Genomic DNA, 23042 nt, shown 5'->3' on the forward strand with positions numbered 1-23042 from the left:
TCATTGGCCTCCCGCCCGTTGCTGGAGCTGGTTGCCCGATTCGATGGCGACGATCTCGGCCAGACCATCGTCCTTGAACAGCAAGTCCAGAGTTTTTATCAGCCCTGCCGCGTCATTGCGGGAGCCGGCGACGCGGAATACCACTGTGGTTTCGTGGTAAGGGCCAGGCTCGGGCTGCTCTACAGGCTCCAGGGGCTCTACATCGAACGAATGGCATACGCTGCAGACGAGGAGCTCATCTGGGGTTAGGGAGCGACGGCAGAAGTGATGGCCGCAGTGGCGGCACTGGTGAGTAACCCCAGACAACATAGCTTGCGGGCTCATCGAGCAGCTCCTTGCCGACTCCCGCCGGCGAACGATCGAGGGGAAGGGCAGGGAAGAGGGGTGTGCTTCATCTGTAGCGGGCGCGGGGGCGTCGGTCAGGAGGTTCATGCGTTCATCTCCTGCCAGGCCTGTGCGCTCAGGTTCTCGAAGCGCGTCTGCTTGGCGATGAAGGCGGCGCGGACCGTGCCGACTTCGCCGTTGCGGTGTTTGCCAACGATCAGCTCAGCGATGCCCTTAAACTCGGTATCCGGGTGGTAGTACTCGTCGCGGTATAGGAACATGATCACGTCCGCGTCTTGCTCGATGGCTCCGGACTCACGCAGATCGGCAAGGCCAGGCCGCTTGTTCGGCCGGGACTCGAGTCCTCGGTTGAGCTGGGATAGGGCAATAACCGGGCACTTCATCTCTTTGGCGAGCGCCTTGAGCGAGCGAGAGATCTCGGCGATTTCGTTGGCACGGTTCTCCTGGCCTTCGCAGCGCATTAGCTGCAGGTAGTCGACCAAGATCAGGGCGGGCGGGCCGAAACGCCGCGCGGCGCGACGGGCTCTGGCGCGCAGCATCGTGGGGGACAGGCCAGCCTGGTCGTCGATGACCAGGCGGTCGCCAAAGCCGTTGATGGTGTTGACGGCCATGGTCAGCTTCGGCCAGTCCTCATCCTCCAACTGCCCAAGCTTGAGCTTCGTGGCATCAATGTGGCCGATGATCGCCACTAGCCTCAGCATCAGCTGTTCAGCCGGCATCTCCAGGCTGTAAACCTGTACCGATTTGCCCAGCGCATGGTGGAGCGCTTTGGTGATGCAATTGAGCAAGAAGGCGGTCTTGCCCATGGCTGGCCGGGCACCGACGATGATCAGGTCGGTGTCCTGCCATCCCGAGGTGAGGGTATCGAGGTCGGTAAGACCTGAAGGAACGCCCGTCACCGGCGTAGGGTTGTTGAAGCGTTCGTCGATGGTGTCGATCAGCTTGCTCAACGTTGCCGTGACGTTGCAGAACTCGGCGCCCTTGCGGTCTTGGCCGAGCGCGAACAGCCGCTGCTCTGTCTGCTCCTGTACTTCGGCGGCATTGGCACCCGGTGCTGACGCCTCGCGGCTGCTGGCAAAGCCCAGCAGGGTCAGCCGGCGCAGATGTGCGCGCTGGGCGACGATCTCCGCGTAGGCGACGATGTTGGCCACCGAGGGGGTGTCCTTGGCCAAGGTCCCCAGATAAGCAAGGCCACCCACCTCGTCGACGTCGGGCATCACCTCGGCAAGGGTCACGACATCGAAGGGCCGCGACTGCGAGGCGAGCAGAGCGATACGCCGAAAGATGAGCTGGTGGTGCCGAAAGAAGAAGTCTTCCTCCAAGAGTACGTCAGCGATCAGGTCCCAGGTGCTGTTGTCGAGCATCAGTCCGCCCAGGACGGACTGCTCGGCTTCCTGGGAGTGTGGCGGAACCAAGCCGGCGGCTACGCGCTCGGCGTCTGGGGCATGCACGAAGTGATCGTGGGCGGAGGCTTCCAGGAGCTGAAGGACGCTCATGGCTGACCTCCCAGCGCAAACTGGTTGCGGCGCTGGCCAACGCCGCGGTGGAGCTGTGCTTGAGCCCCCAGCTCGTAGCCCTGGTAGCGCGCCCGCATGTCGTGGCCCTTGGCCTCGAGATGCTCAAGCTCTACGGTGGTCAGGTCCGGATGGTGAACGGCCAGGTAGGCATCGATGACGCGCTGGGTCTCATCTGGCTTGCCTTTGGCAAACTGGTGGACCTTGACGCTGACTGCTTCGATCCAGCCTTCGGCGAAGACCTGGCCACGACGGCGTTTTGTGGCCAGCTTGCAGCGAGTTTGGCTGCGGACGAAGACCTTGCGCGCGGCCAGGAGCTGCTGGTGGAGCGCGGAATAGGCGTAGCTGGCCATCTCAGGGCCGACACCGATACCGACGAACTTGAAGGCCCAGCCCAGGCGCTGATCGCGAAAGGCCAGGGGATCACAATCGAATGCCTGGGCACACACCAAAGCGAGCTGGTGAAGCCAGTGGGCGGGCGCTCTGCGGGTGCCGGTGGCAACGACTGACTCGCTGGCCAGCACTGCGTGGACGTCAACGTCCATGAGGTCGTGCTGTTGCATGAGTTTGCGCGCTTGACGCAGCGCGATCTCAGCTTCGTTCGGCGCGGCGCCGGCGTCCTTGGCCAGGGCAAAGCACTTGGCGACGCGCTCCAGAATCTTCTGCTTGTTGGCGTCCATCAGGCGGCTCCCCCTTGAGAGGAGGCCATCGAAGTCGCGGGACCTGAGGCCTGTTCGACTTCCAGAAGCGCTTCGGTCCAGACCCTGATGGTCTCCTGGGCGCTGGGATTCGAAAGCTTTGCCTCCCGTACCTCAGCGATTCGCTTCTGTAGGGACTCCAGCCTCTGGGAAGGAGACTGGTCCACGAAAACAAGGTGATATTCGACTGAGGATTTCAAGTCCGCGATGAGGCTGGTTACCTGGTCCAGACGCCATTTCTTGGTGGTTGTCCAGCCTGGAGCTTGAGACTGCATCATGTCGCGAAGGCGACCATCTTCTTTCAGCAACCAGCCATCAGTGATGGGCCTGATTGTGATGTACAGCTTCAGTACCTCGACTTGCTGCTCGACCGTCGTGGTCGGCAGCGGGAAGTGCTGGGCGACCAGCTGCTTCGCTTGTCGCTCGCGTTGCGCGCGAAGCTTGGCGGCAGCCTTCTCCTCGCGCGCCTTGCGCTCCTTGGCGTGCTCGACGTTGTATTTCACTGAGTCCAGTAGGGCAGCAGCGTTGCTCAGTAGCTCGCGCTGCTCGCGAGAGAGCTGCTCGCCGAGGCGACCTAGGAGATTGCCGTACTGGGTCAGCGCCCGAAGCTCGCGGGCTGCGCTGGAGAGCCCGGTCTGCACCTTGCGGAAATCCTTCGCGTCGTAGAATTTTCCCTGTTCCAGCACCACGTCTGCAGTGATGCCTGTGGCCTGGGTCAGATCATGCTTTTGGTGGTTGGCCATCTCACTTGCCCTCTTTCACCAAGGCATGCACGACCGATTCATTCATGGCAGTGAAGCGATCAGCCCACTCTGGGAAGAGTTCGATGGCGAGGTCACGTATGACCTGCAGAGCCGCTGGGGCCTTGCGGTCAGAAGGCTGGCGGTATTCAAGCCGATGAGCTGGGATGCCACGGGTCGCGGACTCCCGGTAGACGACCGCCTTAGGAATGATGGTGCTCGTGACCTGAATATCGGGATGATCTCTGAAGGTCTGGCGGATCGTTGCATCCAGCTGGCGAGCGTCTGAGGTGAGATCAAGGCCGTTCACTACGGCCTTGATGGGCGGTATCGGCAGCCCAAGGCGAGCGTAGGGCCGAAGCCCCTCCAACATCTGGAGAGTGCCGCGGTTGAATTCGCGGGCGGACAGCATTTCAGGGGGGAGGGGGGAAACGGCGAGGTCCGAAGCGAGCATCACCATCTCGAGGAGCACGGTACGGGCGCCCTGCGTATCGATCAGCACGAGGTCGAAGTCATCCTGGAAGATGTCCTTGAGATGAGCCAGGCGAAGCCGGCCATCAGGCGCCTGCAAGAGGAGGTTGATCAGGTGGTTGTGCGGATCGTTGGAATAGATCAGCGACAGGTTCTGAATATTCGTCTTGGAGACAATGCGCTCGAGGCAGGTCTCGTTGCTGGCGATCAACTCGAAGACGCCGCAGGGGGCGGGCTCGACAAGGTCGTAGTACGAGGAAAGGGAAGGCTGGACGGGGTCCAGATCGATCAGTAGGGTACGCAGCCCGGCATCGGCGCAGAACGCGCCTAGGTTAGCTACGGACGTGGTTTTTCCGGTGCCGCCCTTGCCAGAAATCTTGGATGTAGTTTTCAAATTTGCAGCCTCTAATGGGTTCATTAGAGGCCGCTTGTTTTCGCTGAGAGGTGCGTCGCGCCTGGGTGCAGCGGTGGATCAAAAGCAATTGGCTTTTAACCAATTGGTCGTAGGTTCGAATCCCACACGACCCACCATCTTCACCAGAAACCCTCCGCAAGGAGGGTTTTTGCGTTTCAGGGTGTTTGAAAGGCCGCGATCGGTACGTTTGATCCCTGGTTACACTGCCGCTTGCCCACTGAATGATGTGGCAGAGGCGTGACGATCCTTGCCGTGTCAGGCCGTGAGTCGAGAAGAAGGCTTGCATACCGCAAGATCTTACGATCTGGGTGCGTTCTACTTAACCGACCCGCCACCTCAGGATGCACTTTCTTCACACCATCACGGAGCACGGCAATGAGCCCAGATAGCAGCGAAGTGACAGAGGGTTTCCTCCTGCTAGGGTACGCAGATGCCCGGTTGTTGAAGCTTTACCGAACTGGTGAAGTGGACACCCTTGAACTGGTGCGTGATATGGCTTCGCTGACCCTCAACGCCGAGGGCAGTGGGGAAGCGGTACCTGTTTATGAGCAGACCCTTGCGTACGACTCCTTGCCCCAGGCGTGCATGAACAAGACCATTTGCCTTGCCGGAGCGAATGAGGAAGGCGCTATGGATACGCTGATTCGGCATCTTGAAGAGGGTCCCGCCGAAGGCCTTGAATTGCATCCGTTCGATGAGCATGAGCAGCGACTGGATCTGCCGGAGGAGGAGTTCGCGGATTACTCCGAAGAAGATCTGATTGAAGCCACGCGCCTGGCCATGGCGGAGCTCGCAGCTGATGAGGAGGCTAGCGGAGCGAGTTACCAGGGGCTGCCTCCCAGGTCCAAGCGCTAAGGGTTCTCGTAAAGCTGCCTTGATCAGCCTTTAGCCAAGATGGTAGGTCCTCACACCCTGCGGAGGATTGGCAACGGAGCCAGGAGCGCCTGACTGTCCGGCAGGCATTGAGCGAATGGCGTATCCAACGAAGTCTCGCTGCAAAAAAGGACGTAGTGGCAATTGGCTACTCTGACAGGTAAGGTTAATAACCTTAACATCGACCTGTGTCATCCTTAGTACCTTCTCAGCCTTTTCTCGTACGTATGACTGCCTCACGAAGACCTCCCCGCGGCGCGGGCCGCACCGCCAAGCCCGATTCGCTCCGCGCTGCCCACGAGCAGATCACCCGCAACAACGGCACGCTCGCCGATATCGCCGATCTTATCGAGATGGAGGGCAAGGCCAGGCCTGGGCGGCAGCAACCTGACCCTTCCAAGCGCTCCCGTTCCGCAGCCGACAGCCCGACCGGTACGCCCCAGGCGAAGACGGTGGAGCAGGGCAGTCATGGCTCTTTCCTCGCGCAGCCAGTGTTCGGAATCCCATTGCTGGCGCTGCTGGTTTGCACACTGATCCTGGGCGCTGCCGTCGGGGTGCCTCTCGGTGTGGTGACCTACGGAACCGCGCTCTACACGGCGGTGCTGGACGGAATGGCGATCTTCTAGGTTCTGTAAGAAAAATCGCCGAGCGAAGGTCAGGCGAGGCGAAAAAGGCTGAGGAAGCGGAGTTTACGAGCGGTAAATGAGCATTCCGAAGCCTGTTTCAACGAAGCGTCACCGAGCGTAGGCATTTTTCGTACAAAACCTAGGCAGTCTGTGGTGGGGCGTCGTGGTCGCCGCTCGGAACGAGTCGAGGGCAGTGGCTGGTTATTGCGCGTCAGGCTTCCAGAGACGCCGTAAGCTGCCGCTCCTGGCCATCCGGATCTGCCTCGGGTCTGCCCAGCAGATAGCCCTGGGCGAGCCGCACGCCCAGGTGTCGCAGCTGCGCCAACTGATCAGCAGTTTCCACACCCTCGCAGAGCACTTCCAGTTTCATGGCCTCGCCGAGCAACAGCAGGGAAGTCAGGACCTGGCCGCGCTGTTCTTCATCCTTGATCGCCAGAATCCGGCGATCAAGTTTGATCAGCTGAAAGGGCAGCTCCAGGATGGGGCCCAATCCAGCATAGCCACTGCCGAAATCATCCAGGGCCATGCGGATGCCCAGCAACTGGAGGAGGGCGAAGGACTGACGGGTCTTGGTATCTATGACCAGTTCCACGCCTTCGGTGACTTCCAGGACCAGCCGACTGGGGGCGAGACGGGAGAGCCTGAGCGCCGCGGATACCCGTTCGTGCAGCATGGGGTCGGCGAACTGCAGCGGTGAAAGATTGATGGAAACGCTCAGGTGAGGCGGCCACTGACTGGCTGCCAGGCAGGCCTCCTTCACTACCCATTCGCCCAGGGCGATGATGAAGTTGCCCTGTTCGGCCAGCGGAATGAAGATGTCCGGCGATACCATGCCGAGGGTGGGGTGGTTCCAGCGCAGCAGCGCCTCATAGCCGATCACCTGCTGCGGCTGAACGCGATAGATGGGTTGGTAGTGCAGCAGGAATTCATTACTGGCGAGTCCCTTGCGGACATCGTCCGGCGTGAGCAATGCCGCATGCTCAAGAGGCGCACCCAGGACGGCCTCGACACCACCTTCGAACACCCGATCACGGCCATCGCGTTTGGCGCGGTAGAGGGCTCGATCCGCGCAATCCAGCAGATCGTCCGCAGTACTCAAGCCGACGATGCCGCTACGCGCGATGCCTATGCTGACGGTGACATAGGTCTTGTCGTCTTGACGCCCCTGATGCGGAATCTGCAGGTCACGAATGCGTTGCAGGATGGTTTCCGCCGCAGCGAGTGCCTGAGCCGGACCGACGTGCCTGAGGATGACGACAAACTCTTCGCCTCCGTAACGGCCAACCAGGTCGCCAGTGCCCAGGCCTACTGCCAGGGTGGTAGCCACGGTGCGTAGGCATTCGTCGCCGGCGAGGTGGCCATAGTGATCGTTGTAGCGCTTGAAATGATCCACGTCGATCAGGAGCACGGCGCCTTGCTCACCTGCCAGGCGCGATTGCCAGAAGGCTTCGAGCAGCGGACGCAACTGACGGCGATTGGCGAGGCCGGTGAGCGAATCCGTTTCCGAGAGGATCTGCAGGTCCTGGTTGGCCGAATTCAAGGACGCCAGACGGACTTCTTCGCGCAGCTTGTACAGATAGGTGCGACGACCCTCGACATTGAGCCAGTAACTGGCCAGGAGGGAAAAGAACGCCATCACGACGGCATTGGTGATCATCAAGCCGCCCACGATGGCCGATACGGGGGCTTCGTGAACGGCGATGCAGATGACGGTTAGCGCGAAGCCGTTGAACGCAAGGGCAGGCGGCAGAGCGCTCTTCATGCAGGTGTTGACGAAGGTGAGCATCAGCGGCCAGGTGAAAATGAACAGCGTCTGGTTCATTTCCTTGCCGGCCGGGCCATTGATCACCAAGTTGTAGACCACCAGCAGACCGACGTAGAACGGTAGCAAGGCCAGAGCTTCACGCCAACGAACGGGGACTACCCGCAGCAGGCAGATGACTAGCAGTGTGAAGGGGGTGGCTATTCCCAGCATCTGGCCGGCTGCCCACGGCAGGGCATCTTCCATCAGCAGCCACCACCAGAGCAGGAAGCTGTTGTAGCTCAGGGTTCCGATGAGGAGGCAGCGCGTGAGATGGCGGCTACGCTGTTCATGGATGTCCTGATGAAACAGGCGCTCCAGCACCGGCGCGAAGGAAAAGGGCCCCACGGGCACGGCAAGCGTCTGATCGACAAGCCGACCAAGCTCTGGAGAGGTTTTCATAGGGGGTCCGGGCTGACAGGGTGAATAGCGAGGTCCGAAGGCTGACGTTTGGTGGCAATATGATGGCACTTTGTGACCGGCCTCTCGGTTAGAGATTCAGCCCACATGACCGGCGGTTGAGTTGGAGAACCTGACGGCTAGCCTCCTCCGCACCGCGGAGGAGGCTAGGGTCTTTTCAGACCTTGAAGCGAGCGGTCGTCTCCTGCAGCCGCACCCCGATACGTGCCAGTTCCAGGCTTGACGAAGCCGTCTCTTCGCTGGCCGCAGCGGTCTGTTCGGAGATGTCGCGGACAGTGGTCACGCTGCGGCTGATCTCTTCGCCCGCGGCACCCTGCTGTTCCGCGGCGCAGGCGATCTGGCCGTTCATCGACTCGATGTCCTTGACCGACTGGGTGATGCGCTTGAGCATCTCGCCCGCCTCGCGGGACAGGCCGACGCTGCTGTCGGTCAACTGCACGTTATGGTCGAGCACCGTCGCCATGCGGTCGGTGCTCTGGTGCAGACCGGTGATGAGCTGAGCGATCTCGTCGGTCGAGGAGCGGGTGCGCTGGGCCAGGCCGCGGACCTCGTCGGCGACCACGGCGAAGCCGCGTCCCGCCTCGCCTGCCCGGGCGGCTTCGATGGCGGCATTGAGTGCCAGCAGATTGGTCTGTTCGGCCACGGCCTTGATCACGTCGAGCACGCCGCCAATGCTGTCGGCGTGGCCGCGCAAGGTGGTCATGGCGATCTTGGTCGACGCCATCTCGCTGGCCAGCAGCTCGATCTGGGCGACGGCCTTGCTGACGGCCTGGTCGCCCTGCTGAGCCTGCTGACTGGCTTCCAGCGCCGAGCGGGCGGCTGCCCCGGCATTGCGCGCCACCTCGTGGGTAGTCGCCGTCATTTCCTGCATCGCGGTGGCGATCTGATCGGTTTCGCTCTTCTGGGATTGCACGCCGGCGCTGGTCTGTTCGGTAACCGCCGAGAGCTGTTCGGCGGCACTGGCAACCTGAACGACGCCGTCCTTCATCTCGCCGATCAGCCCACGCAGGTTGGTGGTCATCTGCTGCATGCTGATCTGTAGCGCGCCCAGTTCGTCCTTGCGGGTCACTTCCAATTGACGGGTGAAATCGCCGTTGGCGACCGTTTGCGCCAGGAGGACGGTGTCCTTCAGGGGATGGACGATGGACCGCGTGATCAGCCAGGCGCCGATGAGGCCCAGGGCGATCGCGATGGCCAGCCATACCAGCAACAGCTGACGTGCACCGCTTACATCCGTCAGCTGCAATTCCTTCTGGATCGCGGTGAGCTTGTCGGCAATCGACAGCAGCGACGTGATGGTCGTGGTGATACCGGCCTGACCCTGATCCACCTGTACCTGGGTGGTGATCAGTTGCTGCAGGCGTTGCTGGTAGCCCGCGATTTGGTTGCCAAGTGTCTGCAGGGCCTCGGTCGGCAGGCCGCTGGTCGTGCCGAGCAGCTTGACCTTTGCCTGAATCTCATCCAAGGCGCGGTGGGCAGCGCTCTCGTTTTCCTTGCCGGGCGTGGTGGCATAGCTGCGCAGGGCAATGCGCATCTGCTGCAAATCGATAAAGAGGGCCGCCACCTGTTGGCGGTCTTCGAAACGCCCCTCCTGGGCATTGGCTGCTGTGGCCAGGGCCAGCAGATAGGTGTTGGCCGCTTCCGCCGTGGCGGTGGCAGCCTGCTGGACGGCCGCGCGTTCGCGGGTTGCCGTCACCACCTGGTTGTAGAAGTCCCGATAGCGCTTGAGGGCGGCCTTGGCTTCGCTCAGCAGGGCTTCGTTGGCCTTCGAATTGAAGTTGGGCGTGACGTTCCGCAACTGAACCTCGATCTTGTCGAGCGCGGCCAGCCATTTGGCCGCCTGGGTATCGTCGGCCTTGACGATATAGACGAGCCGCTCGATGCGCATGTCGCGCGCCAGGGTACTGAATCCGGAGATATCGCTGATCCTTTCACTGCGGTCGCGCAGGGCGTCCGTGGCCTGCCATCCGGTATAGGCCACCAGCAGGATCATGCCAATGAGTAGGGAGAAACCAAGCGTCAGCTTGGCCCGAACGCTGATGTTGCTGAGGAGATTCCAGCCATTGTGCTGCATGGTGACTACCTGGATAGGGGGCGGGGTTGAGTGAACCTCAGCCGGACATACATTTTTTGTTATCGCAATACCTATCGGTGTAAGAGGGCACCTGGAATAGCTAGCGCGATGGAGTGTGATCTTTTGCTACCAGCCGCTCACCAGATCTGTGGCGGCGGTCAGCCCGGCGGTGGGCGTCTTTACGGACAGCCTGAATGTTGCGAGTTAGTCTGACCTTAGAAGTTAAAAAGTGATCCAGGTCACAGCTTTTGGGGGGATGGCTGGCGGTTATCCCTGGATAGACGGCTTATTGCCATCATGGGTGATGGCTCGGGACTGATCAGCCGAACGCAGGCGGAGTAGGAGCCATGACCTTGACTCTGGGCCACCAGCGAATCGAGGCGCTTGGGTTAGAGCGTTCGTCTGGCGTCAGTGTAGGGGGTGCTTGCTAGGCGATAGCCGTTCGGCGCTGGGCACCTCTGCTCGCACCACCGGTTCTGCTGGTGTCCGGAAACTTGCCAGTCGCCTGGATCGAGGTCTACTGTGCAAATAGACAGTTATGGAGCCTGTGCCCATGGCTCATAGCCAGCCGCCCCAGCCGACCTCTTATGAGCGCCTGACGATGCGGGTGTCGCGACTGGTCAACAATGCGCGCGGGGTTCTCGACAAGCACGTGCACGTGGAGCGTCTGGCGGCGAGCCGTGAGGACTGGGCACTGTTGCTGGAAGCCTTTGGCGAGACCGAAGGCCTGATCGTGGCCCATCGCGATGACGGTAGCATCGACCTGTTCTGGAGGGTCAGCTACGACGACTACTGAGCGACGGCGCGGCCGACAGCGCCGGACAGGCGTCGCGCGACGTGCCGGATCGTGACCTTGTCGCAGGTCGAGAGCTGGCGACGTCACGGCCGTGCAGTAGGGCTGGCTTAGATGCCATTTCAGGGATCGTCGCTTGGAAGGAGATCAGGATGGACATCCAGCGCTTGGGAACGGCCTGGGCTCCGGCCTATCGGCAGCTGATGTTGGAGGCTTACACCGCACATCCGGAGGCCTTCACCTCGAGCCCGCAGGAGCGGGAAAGTCTGCCGCTCAGTTGGTGGGAGGGTCGTCTGCAGGAAGGCGCCCAGGCGCGCGAGCGGGTCTGGGGTGCGACCAGGGCGCGGATCTGCTGGGCGTTGTCGGCCTTGGCCTCGAGACGCGGGAAAAGGGCCGGCACAAGGCGACCCTGTTCGGGATGTACGTGCCCATCCGGTACCGGCGCCTGGGCATAGCGAAGGCTTTGCTGGACGAGCTGCTGGCCCATGCGCAGGAGCTATCCAGGCTCAGGGTCATTCAGCTCACGGTCACCGAAGGCAACCATGCCGCTCAGGCGCTCTATGAACAGGCTGGCTTCACGGTCTTTGGCCGCGAGCCGCTGGCAGTCGCTGTGGGCAATACCTTTGTCACCAAGCTGCACCTCTGGTGTGATCTGGACACCCTGAGGCGCCGCTAGCGCTCAGACGCTGGACCGCGTGACCGGGACCGGGCCAGGATCAGGGCTTTCAGCCAGCAGCACTGTCGGCAGCGGCCCGGGGCATGCCTTTCCTGCCTCGACCCTGGGTCGCCGTTCTGTACTCTATAAGATGTCGTAAAACCGCCTCGAAAGAATCGTCATAGCGTCACATCTGCCCTCTAGGCTCGCCGCCCCAGACAACTTGTAACAAGTTGTATCAAAGAGGCTAAGGGGAAGAGTCGGTGAAACGTTCAGGCAATAAACCCGCGGTAATCACGGCCGTGTTCACGGCATCACTGCTGGCGGTGTCGGTGCAGGCCGCTAGCCGCTCGGGTAGCAATGCCACCAATGGGGTCGATCTGCTGTCGGGATACAATAAGCTCTGGACGCCGGGCGCTACCTGGAATACTGGATCCCCGACCGCCCTGGGCGCGCCCATCCTGCAGCGCAACGTGCAGTATGTGATCGATCTGTCCCACACCCGTACCCACGACCAGGAAGTGGCTGCCTATTACGACGACCGTCGTGACCAGAGCTACAGCCTGATCAGTGGCCTGGGTCCCTTGGCCGAGGCCTATCGAGTCGGCGCGGGAGCCTTCACCACCATTCCCCAATTCGACGCCTCGACCCAGACGGTCAAGTACGAAGACCAGGGCAATGGCTCGGGCGACATCCATTCGCGCCTGGGCAAGGTCGCCCAACTGGTCAAGGCGATTCGCGACGACGCCTCCACCAGTTCGGCGAAGAACTTCTATCAGTATCCTCGGCCCTGGAGGCAGACCAGCGAAGACATCGTGGCGCCGTCCCTGCGTCCGGCGCGCAGCCAAACCCCCGCGAGCGATGGCGGCTTTCCCAGCGGCCATACCAATGCGGCCTATCTGGCCGGCATCGGCTACGGCTACGCCGTGCCCCAGCGCCTGGGAGAGGAACTCTTCCGCGCCTCTGAGCTGGGCAACAATCGCATCGTCGCCGGCATGCACTCGCCGCTGGACGTGATCGGTGGGCGCATCACCGCTACCTATTTCGCCATCGACAACCTGGTCAACAACGTCCAGTTGCGCAGCGATGCCTTCGCCCAGGCCCAGGCCTACTTCGCTCAGCAGTGTGGCGGCGACATCAACAACTGCGTGGCTCAAGTCGATCCGGCTACCGACCAGCAGTCGCAGCACGCGCGGGACCGGGCGCTGTACACCGCCCGCATGACCTACGGCTTCGCCCCCGTTGGCCCGACCAATCTGGCGCCGGTGGTACCGGTCAATGCCGAGGTGTTGCTGGAAACGCGCTTCCCTTATCTCAGCGCCAGCCAGCGCCGCGACATCCTGGCTAGCACCGAGTTGTCCTCGGGCTATGTGGTCATCGACGAATCCAACGGCTACGGTCGGCTCAACCTGATGGCTGCGGCCGATGGCTACGGCGCCTTTAACGGCAACGTCAGCGTCAACATGGATGCGAGCCAGGGTGGCTTCAACGTCCTCGATGCCTGGCGCAACAACATCGGTGGCAGCGGCAGCCTGACCAAGAATGGCAGTGGCGAACTCACCCTCACTGGTCTCAACACCTACAGCGGTGGCACGCTGATCAATGGCGGTACCCTGCGTGGCCACGCCCAGGCCTTCGGCAGCGGCGACATCACCGACAACGCCACCCTGATACTGGAGCAGTCGGTCAACGACAGCCTAGCCAACAGACTGCATGGCACTGGCAGCCTGGTGAAGACCGGGGTCGGCTCCCTGAGCTTGACCGGCAACAGCGATTTCGCCGGTACCACGCGCATCGATCAGGGTCGCCTGGCCATCAATGGCAACCTCGGCAACTCGGCGGTCACCGTCAATACCGGCGCCACCCTGGGCGGTACCGGCAGTCTGGCCAGTCTTCATGTGGCCCAGGGCGGCATTCTCGCCCCCGGCAACTCGGTAGGGCAACTCGACGTCAACGGCAATGCCACCCTCGACCAAGGCTCGATCTATCAGGTCGAGACCGATGCCAGCAACCGCGCCGATCGCCTGGTCGCCACGGGCAGCATCGCCGTCAACGGCGCCACCCTGGCACTGGTTTCCAGCCCCTACTGGCAGCCCTTGGGCAGCTATCAGCTACTCAGCGCCGGTAACCGCCTGAGCGGTCGCTTCGGGCAGATCCAATCCGATTTCGCCTTCCTCACCCCGACGCTGAGCTACAGCGCTAACCAGGCGATCCTAAGCCTGCCACGCAATGGCGTGGCCTTCGCCGACCTGGCCGATGGCCGCAATGCCCGGTCCGCTGCAGAGGGGCTGGATAAGGCCGGCGCCGGCAATGCGCTGTGGAATCAGGTCGTCGCGACCAATGCCACTGGTGCTCGCTCGACCTTCCAGAGCCTGGGCAACGAACTACATGCCTCGACCAAGACGGTGCTGGTGGAGGACAGCCGCCTGGTACGCAACGCCATGGCCGAGCGTCTGCACGACGCCCAGGACGACGCTCCGTCCGGTTCCGGCATCCAGGGCTTGGCCGGCAGCCCCGAGCGCGGCTTGGTCTGGACCCAGGCGCTCGGTGCCTGGGGCCGCAACGACGGCAGTCACGACGCCAGCAGCCTGGACAGCCACAGCCATGGCTTGCTGATTGGCAGTGACATCCCGCTGGACAACGGCTGGCGCGTCGGGGGGCTGGTGGGCTTGGGTCATACCGATCTGGATCTGCGCGACGAATCCGGCTCGCTCGACAGCACCAACTACCACCTGGGGCTCTATGCCGGCCAGCATTGGGATGCCTTCAGTCTCAAGCTGGGCCTGGCCCACAGCTGGCATTCGGTGGCGGCGCAGCGCGACCTGGCGGTCCTCGGCAGCAACCAGCACCTGGCGCCGGACTATGACGCCGACACCACCCAGGCCTTCGGCGAACTGGCCTATCGAATCGACGCGGGCAGTCTGAACCTCTCGCCCTTCGCCAACCTGGCCCAGGTGCACCTGCGGACCGACGGCTTCCACGAGCGCAGTGGTGCCTTGGCGCTGGACAATCCGCGGCAGAACGCCGACGTGACCTTCAGCACCCTCGGTCTGCGCCTGGCGAGCAAACCGCTAGGTGACTGGAAGGTGGTGCCGAGCGCCACCCTGGGCTGGCGCCATGCCTTTGGCGATACCACGCCCGAGCACAAGACGGCCTTAGCCGGTGGGCCGGATTTCAGACTGGTGGGCGCGCCCATCGCGCGTGAGTCCGCCGTGATGCAGGGCGCGCTGGACATGGCGCTGAGCGAAACGGTGTCGCTAGGCCTGGGCTATGACGGGCAACTAAGTGGCCGGACCAAGGACCAGGACCTCAAGGCTCGACTCAGCTGGCGATTCTGAACGGGGCGCGCCAAGTGCCGGAACGGGCAGGGCGCGCAGTTAAGCGCGAGGCGAGGCCGCCGAAGAAGGACGACCCCGCTGCGGCCAGGGGCTAGAAAGACGCCAGGTTGTCCGGGGTGATCAGCTGGAAGGGCACCTGGGTGAGCGTGTTGCTGGTGGAGCCATTGGCCAGGCGCAGCGCCATGTCCACCGCGCCTTCGCCCTGGCCCTTGGCATCCTGCAGGACGCTGACCGCCAGCTTGCCCGCGCGCATTTCCTGCAACCCGTCGGGGGTGCCGTCGATGCCGCCCACCAGGTATTGCGCCAGCGGCTTGCCGGCCTTTTCCAGCCCCCGGATCGCACCGATGGCCATCTCGTCGTTGTTGGCGGCGACGATGTCGAAGGCCACGCCCTTGTTGACCCACTGCATGACCAGATTGGTAGCCTCGCTGCGCTGCCAGTTGGCCGAGGCCTTAACCACGACCTGCATGTCCGGGTAATTGGCCACCACCTTCTCGACGCTTTCGGTACGCAGCTTGGTCGCCGGGTGGTGCGATTCACCCATCAGGATTGCCACCTTGCCCTTGTAGCCGGCGCGGCGTGCCAGCTCCTCCATCTGCATCGTCGCGGCTTCCACCTCGTCCGAACCGACGAAGCCCGCATAGGCCGGCAACGGCGAGACATTGGGGCGATAGTTGATGAACACCAGCGGCACCTTGCTGCTCATCGCCAGGGACAGCATCTCCTGGGTGTTGCTGTCATCGATGAGATTGACGATGACCGCATCGACCCGGGCGGCGATCAGGTTGCGGTACTGGCGTAGCTGCAAGGCGCTGTCGCTACTGGCGTTTTCCAGGAACAGATCGGCGTCCAGGGTACGGGCGCGTTCCTCGACATTATTGATCAGCGCGGTACGGAAGTTGTCGCGCTTGGAGGTCAGGACGCCGATCAGCGGGGCACTGGCCTGGGCAACATTGACGCAGGTGGCGGCCAGCATGAAACCGGCGAGGAGACGAAGCGTTGGCTTGAACATGAGTCGATCCCCGATCAGACACTGAAACGTTGCAGCAGCTCGCGCTGCCGGCTGGCCATGAGCGAAAGGTCCTCGCTGCTGTGCGCGGCACGCTCGGCGCCTTCTGCAGCCCGGAGCGCGGCGTCGTTGATCTGCACCATCATGCGGCTGGTTTGCTGCACGGTGACGCTCTGCTCTTCGGTCGCGGCGGCGATCTGGGTGTTCATCTCGCGGATGGTGCCGACCGCCTGGCTCATGTTCTGCAGGGCTTCGCGGGTGGAGGAGGCCAGTTGCACGCACTCCCCGGACTGGGCGCGACTCACCCCCATGATGTCCACTACCGAGTGGATCTTCTGCTGCATCTGTTCGATCTGCTGCTGGATCTCGCTGGTGGAGCTCTGGGTGCGACTGGCGAGGGAGCGTACCTCGTCGGCGACCACGGCGAAGCCGCGCCCCTGTTCACCGGCGCGAGCGGCTTCGATGGCGGCATTGAGCGCCAGCAGGTTGGTCTGCTCGGCGATATTGCGGATGGCATCGACGATGCCGTCGATGCTCTGGCCATAGCCCTGCAGTTCATCGGTGGCCTGGGCGGCGACCTGGATCTGCTGGGCCTGGCGCTGGATGCTGTCGATGGTCTCGGCGACGGTGATGCCGGTCGCGGTGCTCAGCTCGAAGGTGTGGTCCACGGCATCCTTGGTGTCGAGCGCGTGCTGGGCTACCTCGGCCACGGTGCTTTCCATCTGGGTCATCGCCGAGGCGGCGGACCCGAGGCGTTCGGTCTGCTCCTCCACGGCGCGGGTGGTGCTGGCGCTGATGTCGGCATTGGCCTGGGCGGTACGACGGAGGTCGTCGGCTGACTGGGTAAGGGTGGTCACCGTGGTTTGCAGCGAGCGGATCAGTTCGTTGAGATAGCCGCCCAGCTCGCTGAATTCGTCTTTGCGACTCACATCGAACTGGACCCGCAGATCGCCAGCCGTGACCTGGCACAGCGATTCGCGGAACGCCTGCAGCGGACGCCGCAGGCCGCGCGCGACCCACAGGCCGATGAGCACGGCGGCGCAGATCGCCAGCAGGGCGACGATGAAGAGTACCTGGCGACTGGTGGCCACGCTGGCATCGGTATCGTTCTTGGCTTGCTGCGCCACGGCGACGGCCCCGCCGCTGAGGGTGCGCAGGGCATCCAGGGTCGCCTGCAGCGCCGTGCTGGTACGCTGGCGTTGGTCGTCGAACTGGGCTTCGGCCGCAGCCTGCCGCTCGTAGGCCAGGCGCAGCCCATCGGGCGCGGTCATCTCGTGCAGCAGGCGCGTGACCATCACGCCCACGATACGCGCGTTGCGCTCGTCGAGGGCGGCCAGATCGCGCAGCCGGTCGGTGATGACATCCTGCTGCTGGTTGAGCGCCATGGCCAGGCTCGACAGATCCACGCGTGCCGCCTGGGCGGCGAAGGCGGCGTAGGTCTTGTCCGTTTCGATCAGCAGCAACTGGGCGGCGCGGACCGCCGAAGTGGCGCCTTCCGCCTTCCGTTGTGCGCTGTAGGCCTGCAGGTAGCTGGACAGTCGATTGGCCTCGGGCGTGGCATAGCCCTGCAGGGTCCGGGTTTCACGGCGCACGGTGACCAGCTGGCGGTAGCTGTCGATGAGGATTTTCGCCTGCTGGCCGTAGGCATTGCCCAGTTTCTGCTCTTGATCGAGTGCCTGGACCAGTTGCTCGTGGTCGCGCAACAGCGCCGGCAGGCGCTGGTGCAGCTGCAGGTAGTTGGCGAATTGCTGGTGGAATTGTTGTTCGCGCGTGGCGATCTGGGCGGTATCGGACTCGGCCAGCAGACCGAGCAGGGCCTGGTTGGCGCTCAGCAGCTGCACGTTGATTTCGCCGACCGCCTGGCCGAGCGGGGCGGACTGCTCGGTGATGACCGTCAGCCGTTCATGGATGGACTGGGTACTGTTGAAGCTCACGGCGACGATGCCCAGCAGCAGAAACACCAGGAGAGCGATGCCGCCGACTACCCGTTGAAGAAGCGTCATGGTTGTTCCCTGCTTTATTGGCGATGTTGAGGCAGGAGGCCAACGGCGGCAGACGTCATGGCGCGTCTCGATGCCTGTCCATGGCCAACAGCTCCGCAGCCTAGTCGTATCACCCGACCTTTCCGCATCGTCTGCGGACGTGCGGCCTTCGCCGGGCGACCAGCTGTTGTCGATAATGTTCAGATGCGCGCGCTAGAGCCTGGCGGTGCGGTCCAGGCGCTCGACGACTATCAGCTCGCTGGGCAGGCATGCGGGTTCCGCCACGCCCACCATGCGACGGACACCTCAGGTCGCAAAGCCGGTGCGGCGGGTCAGAAACCAACCCGTGCTTCTCCAGGTCTCTGAAAGGTCTCTTTTCACAGGAATACCCGATGTCGAAAGTTCTGCTGTGCTCCCTCGTACTGGCTACTGCCGCAACCCTGGCGGCGTGCGACAAGACTTCCGAAGACCATGCCCGGGAGGCTCAGGTCCATAGCCAGAAGGCCGAGGAAAAGGCTGCCGAAGGCAAGGTCGACCGGGCTGCCCAGGAGCAGACCAAGGCCCAGGAAGACCGTGCCCAGGCCAATGATGCCGCAGCCAGCGAAGGGCGCCACTCACCTCCCGATTCCGCCGTGCCCGGCTACATCAAGACGCCCAGCAAGGAAAATCCCTGAGTCTCGTCCTCGGTCCGCTGCCGGTTTCGGGCCGGTACAGCGGAGGGGAGGTGAGCGCGATACGGGCGGGCACAGCGGCTGCTGTCACTGATCGCGGGGGCCGCTCCTGGCGCCTCGCGAGTCGGAGTGCCCAGGGGATGAGGTAAGAAGGCCATGCCAAGGCTTCGCCCAGGCGCGCGACAACGTCCCTGGGCGAGCGGATGACCGCTATCGCCCAGGCGAGCAACGGCTGTTTACATCCGGGCCAGGAGGATTAGAGTAGGAAGCCACTTCGCCATCACTCGCCTCTCCCTGGAGCCGCCATGAGCCCTTCGCGACCGATCCACTGGTATCGTACCCGCAGCACGCTCGAACTCGTCGTCCTGGGGCTGGGCGTCATCGCTCTGGTGGTTGCGCTCGATCAGGGGCTGCGCAACTCGCCTTCCGAACACCTCGCCGACTATCACGCCTGCAAGGGCGATGGTGGTCTGGCACGCATGAATGCCATCGGTGAGATCGTTTGCCGGCTGCCCAGCCCGGTGATCGGTCAGGTGGCGGCCAAGACCCCCGCGGTATCCGGTCTCTAACGACTTCGCCGGCTTCTCTGGGGCCTGCTCAAGCCAGGCCTGATTCCCCTCCGGTCGGACCGTGCACGTCCGACCGCGGCTTTCTCCCTCCTTTCTTCTCCATTGCGCCTGCAGTACCAGGCGTGGATCACGGCTGCCTGTTCGCCGCAATGCAAACAGCTATTACTTAACGTAACATTTGATAATGAGAGTTTTTATCATTTAAAGTGCTGGCCCTCGCGCGATGCCGCGAAGAGCAGCCTTCAAGTGCACGGCGTCGGCTGCAACGCCACGGTCACAAGGATCACCATGAACACCCAAGGAACCCTCTGCCAGCCCATCCGCCTTCCTCGCGCGGCCCTTCGTCAGTTGCTCCTGATCGGCGCGCTGATTCCCTTTCCGCTGACGGCCCTGGCCGCCACGGTGGCCGAGCAGAACGCTACGGAACTGGACACCCTGACCATCGAAGGCAATCGCCTCTACGACATGGCGCCCTCGGAACAGACCGGCGGCTATACCGTGGATTCGGCGACCGTGGGCACCAAGACGCCGGCCGCCCTGCGCGACATTCCCCAGTCGATCACCTCCTATACCAGCGAGTACATCAAGGATCGCAACTTCAACACCCTGGACGAGCTGGCCAAGTCCACGGCCGGGTTGCGGGTGCTGACCAACGACAGCGGGCGTTCCTCCATCTATTCGCGTGGCTACGAGTACGACGAATACAACATCGACGGCCTGCCGGCGCCCATGACCAGCATCTTCGGCACCGTGCCCATCCTCTCGCCCTTCGACCGGGTCGAGATCATGCGCGGCCCCTCCGGGCTGTTCAACAGCACCAGCGAACTGGGCGGCATCGTCAACATGGTGCGCAAGCGCGGCACCGACGAGTTCCAGGGGCATATCACCGGGCGCTACGGCTCCTGGGACACCAACTACCAGGAGATCGACCTGGCCGGTCCGCTCACCGCGAGCAAGAACGTCCGTGGCCGCTTCGTCGCCTCCCGCGCCGACAGCAATGGCGAGGTGGACTACAACGCCAACACCGACCAGAGTTACTACGGCGACCTGGACATCGACCTGTCCGACGCCACCCAGATCTCCTTCGGCCTGATCCATCAGGTCAAGAACCTCACCCCGCACAACGGCTATCCCACCGACACCCAGGGCAATCTGCTGGACTTCAGTCAGTCGCGCTTCCTGGGGGCGGACTGGAACTACTTCGACGGCAAGACCACCGACGGCATCTTCGAGCTGACCCATAGGTTCGATAACGGCGGCTATGGGCGCATCGCTGCCCGGGCATCGCACCGGGAAGCGGATTACCTCTATGCCTTCACCGGCGGGGCGGTTCAGGCCAATGGCAACACCAGCATCCGCGCCAGCACCCGGGACTTCGAGCAGGACGCCTATTCCCTCGATGCCAGCTACAGCCAGCCCTTCGAGGCGCTGGGGCAGGTCAGCGAATTCGTCGTGGGTACCGACTACAAGCACTACGACACCGATTACCAGAATGGCAACAGCGTCCTGGGTACGGTCAATGTGAACAGCTATTCGCCAACCCGCTTCGCCAAGCCGGCGCGCGCCTACCAGACCGACTTCAATAGTGAGGATCGCGAGTTCGGCCTCTATTCCAAGGTGACCTTCCGGCCCATCGAGCGCCTGGCGCTGATCGGCGGCGCCCGCGTTTCCTGGTACCGGGGCGAGGCCTACACCACCACCCTGGCCAGCGGCGCCGAGGCGGGGGAAAGCCAGAAGCACAGTGGCTTCGTCACCCCCTATCTGGGCACCGTCTACGACTTGGACGACTACCATTCCCTCTACGCCAGCTACTCTAAGGTCTACAAGCCGCAGAGCGAGCTGGATGGCCAGGGCAAGGCGCTGGATCCGCGCGAGGGTGACCAGTACGAGGTCGGGATCAAGGGCAGCTACTTCAACGGCGATATGAATGCACGGCTGTCGATCTTCCAGCTGACCGACGAGAACCGGGCGGCCCGGCCCTTCGACGCCAACGGCGTGGCCATCACCACCTATTCCGACAGCTCCGGCAAGACCCGGGTGAAGGGCGCCGAGATCGAGGTCAGCGGCAAGCTCACCGAGCAGTGGGAGATGCTCGCCGGCTACACCTACATGGATACCCAGAACCTCAGCGGCGATGGCAATACCCTGTTCGAAGCCATGCCCAAGCACATGGCCTCGCTGTGGACCAAGTACACCCTGGCGGGCGGTCCGCTGACCGGTCTGAGCATCGGCGGCGGGGTGACCGCGATGAGCGATTTCTCTCAGACCAACCAGACCTCTGGAGTCAACGTGTCCGCCCCCGGCTATGCCACGGTGGATGCCAAGTTCTCCTATCCGGTCACCAAGCAACTCACCGCGACCCTGGACGTGAACAACCTTCTCGACAAGGAATACTGGTCGCGCGTAGGTTCGGTCTCCACCTTCAACTTCCAGGGCCCCTCGCGTAGCGTGATGGTCGGCGCGCGTTACGACTTCTGAGGTCCAGGCCGACCCGGGCCAAGCTCGGGCCGGTCGGCGCGATGCAGGCCATGACGATCTCTTCCACGATGCACTGAGATGCGATGAAAGATTCACTCTTCCAGCGGGACGATGTGGGCAGCGAGTCCTGGTGGCAGGCCGTCGCCTGCCGCGGCACGCCGCTGATCGAACCCACTGTGGCCGGGCGCTATCGCCTGACCTTTGTCTGGCGCGATCCCGAGGGTTTGGCCGAGCGCTCCGGTACCCAGCGGGTCTGGCTCAATATCACCGGGGTCACCGACCACCATCAACCGGGCCTGCCGGAGAGCCTGCGGCGTCTGCCAGGCACCGATGTCTGGGCGTGGGAGACCGAGCTGGAGGGTCGCTGGCGCGGCAGTTACTGCCTGATCCCCAGTGGGGAGCCGGCGCCCTTCGAAGGCGAGGTCCAGCCTGATCTCCAGGGCATCCGCCTCTGGTGGCGCAGCGTCTTTCCCCTGGCCCAGGCCGACCGGCTCAATCCCCGCCGCGCCTGGCAGGGTGGCCGCGGGTTGGCGGTGTCGGGTGTGCATCTGCCGGATGCGCCTGCGCAACCGGCCTGGGCGGCCTTCGACACCGATCGCACCCTGTCTCCCGCGGCATGGTCGAGCCTGCAGCAGTTCCAGTGGGACAGCGCCAGACTGGGCAACAGCCGCCCGGTGTGGCTCTTCGCTACCGGTAATACCACCCCTATGGAGCGGCCGCTGGCCATTCTGCTGGATGGGCAATTCTGGGCCCAGACGATGCCCATCGGCGTGCCGTTGCAAGAGCTCACGGATGCCGGCCAGTTGCCGGAAGCGGTCTATCTGCTGATCGACCACAGCGATCGCGCCCTGCGTGGTAGCGAGTTGCCCTGCAATCCCGAGTTCTGGCTGGCGCTGCAGGAAGAGCTGCTACCCCAGGTGCGCGACTGGGCGCCCCATGCCCAGTCGGCCACCTCGACCGTGGTCGCCGGGCAGAGCTTTGGCGGGTTGGCGGCGCTCTATGCCGCCTTGCACTGGCCGGAGCGCTTCGGCTGCGCGCTGAGCCAGTCCGGTTCCTTCTGGTGGCCGCAACGCGGCGAACCAGGCCGACTGTTCGAGGCGCTGGAAAGCGGGCAGGGGAGGGGGCATCCCTTGCGGCTGTTCATCGAGGCGGGGCTGCGCGAGCCGGCCATCCTCGAAGCCTCCCGGGCCTTGGTCCCGCGCCTGCGCGAGCAGGGCCACGCGCTCGACTATCGCGAGATCGATGGGGGCCATGATGCCCTCTGGTGGCGCGGAGGCCTGCTCGACGGCCTGGTCCGGCTCTGGCAACCCCTGGTCGCCGCCGACGCCCACCGCTAATCCCTACTGCCAGGAGGTCCGATGGACGCTCTCAATCCCTTCGACGATCCCGCGCAGGTGCTGCTGATCCTGCGCAATGCCCGGGGCCAGTGCAGCCTCTGGCCGGAGACCATGGCCGTTCCCGCCGGCTGGGCGCCGGTGTTCGGGCCCGCACCGCGCGCGGCCTGCGACGACTGGCTGGCCAGCCACTGGCGCGATATCCGCCCGGCCGCCTCTCTGCTTTCCTGACTGGA

Annotated in this window: 18 protein-coding genes and 3 pseudogenes; 10 read left to right on the forward strand and 11 right to left on the reverse strand. The window is 63.4% G+C overall.

Annotation, left to right across the window (positions count from 1 at the left end; genetic code table 11):
• From NRG74_RS03105 to NRG74_RS03125, 5 genes are read right to left on the reverse strand one after another with little or no spacing between them, the layout of a single operon-like run.
• Entirely contained in the window at nucleotides 1–432 is a 432-nt protein-coding gene (locus tag NRG74_RS03105) for a hypothetical protein (protein ID WP_184286803.1), read from the reverse strand.
• Nucleotides 429–1841, reverse strand: coding sequence for a replicative DNA helicase (dnaB, locus tag NRG74_RS03110; protein WP_257705670.1), 1413 nt, complete (start codon nucleotides 1839–1841; stop codon nucleotides 429–431). The genes NRG74_RS03105 and dnaB overlap by 4 nt, the downstream gene beginning before the upstream one ends.
• Entirely contained in the window at nucleotides 1838–2539 is a 702-nt protein-coding gene (locus NRG74_RS03115) for a DUF2786 domain-containing protein (RefSeq protein ID WP_184286806.1), read from the reverse strand. The genes dnaB and NRG74_RS03115 overlap by 4 nt, the downstream gene beginning before the upstream one ends.
• Nucleotides 2539–3300, reverse strand: coding sequence for a hypothetical protein (locus tag NRG74_RS03120; protein WP_184286809.1), 762 nt, complete (start codon nucleotides 3298–3300; stop codon nucleotides 2539–2541). The genes NRG74_RS03115 and NRG74_RS03120 overlap by 1 nt, the downstream gene beginning before the upstream one ends.
• Nucleotide 3301: 1 nt before the next feature.
• On the reverse strand, nucleotides 3302–4186 hold the full coding sequence (locus NRG74_RS03125) for a ParA family protein (protein WP_437181167.1): 885 nt from the start codon (nucleotides 4184–4186) through the stop codon (nucleotides 3302–3304).
• 372 nt (nucleotides 4187–4558) lie between these two features.
• Between NRG74_RS03125 and NRG74_RS03130 the strand changes: the two genes are divergently transcribed.
• On the forward strand, nucleotides 4559–5038 hold the full coding sequence (locus NRG74_RS03130) for a hypothetical protein (RefSeq protein WP_017642126.1): 480 nt from the start codon (nucleotides 4559–4561) through the stop codon (nucleotides 5036–5038).
• Between the two features lie 245 nt (nucleotides 5039–5283).
• Nucleotides 5284–5682, forward strand: a complete 399-nt coding sequence (locus NRG74_RS03135) for a hypothetical protein (RefSeq protein WP_017642127.1) — start codon at nucleotides 5284–5286, stop codon at nucleotides 5680–5682.
• 211 nt (nucleotides 5683–5893) lie between these two features.
• Here the strand turns inward: NRG74_RS03135 and NRG74_RS03140 are convergent, their stop codons facing one another.
• The 3 genes and pseudogenes from NRG74_RS03140 to NRG74_RS24530 form a co-directional block, all read right to left on the reverse strand.
• Nucleotides 5894–7885, reverse strand: a complete 1992-nt coding sequence (locus NRG74_RS03140) for a putative bifunctional diguanylate cyclase/phosphodiesterase (RefSeq protein WP_257705671.1) — start codon at nucleotides 7883–7885, stop codon at nucleotides 5894–5896.
• A 175-nt stretch (nucleotides 7886–8060) separates the two neighbouring features.
• The gene (locus tag NRG74_RS24525; RefSeq protein WP_437181177.1) at nucleotides 8061–8933 is read right to left on the reverse strand and encodes a methyl-accepting chemotaxis protein; all 873 of its coding nucleotides are present in this window, start codon (nucleotides 8931–8933) and stop codon (nucleotides 8061–8063) included.
• Between the two features lie 33 nt (nucleotides 8934–8966).
• A pseudogene (locus NRG74_RS24530) lies at nucleotides 8967–9977 on the reverse strand (methyl-accepting chemotaxis protein); the annotation flags it as partial.
• A 553-nt stretch (nucleotides 9978–10530) separates the two neighbouring features.
• Here NRG74_RS24530 and NRG74_RS03150 point away from each other — a divergent pair.
• The 3 genes and pseudogenes from NRG74_RS03150 to NRG74_RS03160 all read left to right on the forward strand — a co-directional run bounded on the left by NRG74_RS03150 (nucleotide 10531) and on the right by NRG74_RS03160 (nucleotide 14763).
• Nucleotides 10531–10773, forward strand: a complete 243-nt coding sequence (locus tag NRG74_RS03150) for a DUF1654 domain-containing protein (RefSeq protein ID WP_257705673.1) — start codon at nucleotides 10531–10533, stop codon at nucleotides 10771–10773.
• A 149-nt stretch (nucleotides 10774–10922) separates the two neighbouring features.
• Nucleotides 10923–11446 (forward strand): annotated as a pseudogene (locus NRG74_RS03155) (N-acetyltransferase family protein).
• 272 nt (nucleotides 11447–11718) lie between these two features.
• Nucleotides 11719–14763, forward strand: a complete 3045-nt coding sequence (locus NRG74_RS03160; protein ID WP_437181178.1) for an autotransporter domain-containing protein — start codon at nucleotides 11719–11721, stop codon at nucleotides 14761–14763.
• Between the two features lie 91 nt (nucleotides 14764–14854).
• On the opposite strand, the gene NRG74_RS03165 is transcribed toward NRG74_RS03160, so the two are convergent.
• From NRG74_RS03165 to NRG74_RS24540, 3 genes and pseudogenes are all read right to left on the reverse strand, one after another.
• The gene (locus NRG74_RS03165) at nucleotides 14855–15775 is read right to left on the reverse strand and encodes a substrate-binding domain-containing protein (protein ID WP_257705675.1); all 921 of its coding nucleotides are present in this window, start codon (nucleotides 15773–15775) and stop codon (nucleotides 14855–14857) included.
• A gap of 14 nt (nucleotides 15776–15789) precedes the next feature.
• Nucleotides 15790–16503 (reverse strand): methyl-accepting chemotaxis protein, encoded by a 714-nt coding sequence (locus NRG74_RS24535; protein WP_437181179.1) that lies wholly within the window; start codon nucleotides 16501–16503, stop codon nucleotides 15790–15792.
• 192 nt (nucleotides 16504–16695) lie between these two features.
• A pseudogene (locus tag NRG74_RS24540) lies at nucleotides 16696–17775 on the reverse strand (methyl-accepting chemotaxis protein); the annotation flags it as partial.
• Between the two features lie 371 nt (nucleotides 17776–18146).
• Here NRG74_RS24540 and NRG74_RS03175 point away from each other — a divergent pair.
• From NRG74_RS03175 to NRG74_RS03195, 5 genes are all read left to right on the forward strand, one after another.
• Nucleotides 18147–18428, forward strand: a complete 282-nt coding sequence (locus NRG74_RS03175) for a hypothetical protein (RefSeq protein ID WP_017642136.1) — start codon at nucleotides 18147–18149, stop codon at nucleotides 18426–18428.
• 302 nt (nucleotides 18429–18730) lie between these two features.
• Nucleotides 18731–18994 (forward strand): hypothetical protein, encoded by a 264-nt coding sequence (locus NRG74_RS03180; RefSeq protein ID WP_093252677.1) that lies wholly within the window; start codon nucleotides 18731–18733, stop codon nucleotides 18992–18994.
• A 288-nt stretch (nucleotides 18995–19282) separates the two neighbouring features.
• Nucleotides 19283–21472 carry a TonB-dependent siderophore receptor gene (locus NRG74_RS03185; protein ID WP_257705677.1) on the forward strand — a complete coding sequence of 730 codons (2190 nt, stop codon included), beginning with the start codon at nucleotides 19283–19285 and terminating at the stop codon, nucleotides 21470–21472.
• 83 nt (nucleotides 21473–21555) lie between these two features.
• Nucleotides 21556–22809 (forward strand): enterochelin esterase, encoded by a 1254-nt coding sequence (gene fes / locus NRG74_RS03190; RefSeq protein ID WP_257705678.1) that lies wholly within the window; start codon nucleotides 21556–21558, stop codon nucleotides 22807–22809.
• Nucleotides 22810–22830: 21 nt separating this feature from the next.
• Nucleotides 22831–23037 (forward strand): MbtH family protein, encoded by a 207-nt coding sequence (locus tag NRG74_RS03195; protein ID WP_160923498.1) that lies wholly within the window; start codon nucleotides 22831–22833, stop codon nucleotides 23035–23037.
• Nucleotides 23038–23042 lie beyond the last annotated feature (5 nt).

The organism is Pseudomonas oryzihabitans, from assembly GCF_024652905.1.
Lineage (GTDB): Bacteria > Pseudomonadota > Gammaproteobacteria > Pseudomonadales > Pseudomonadaceae > Chryseomonas > Chryseomonas benzopyrenica.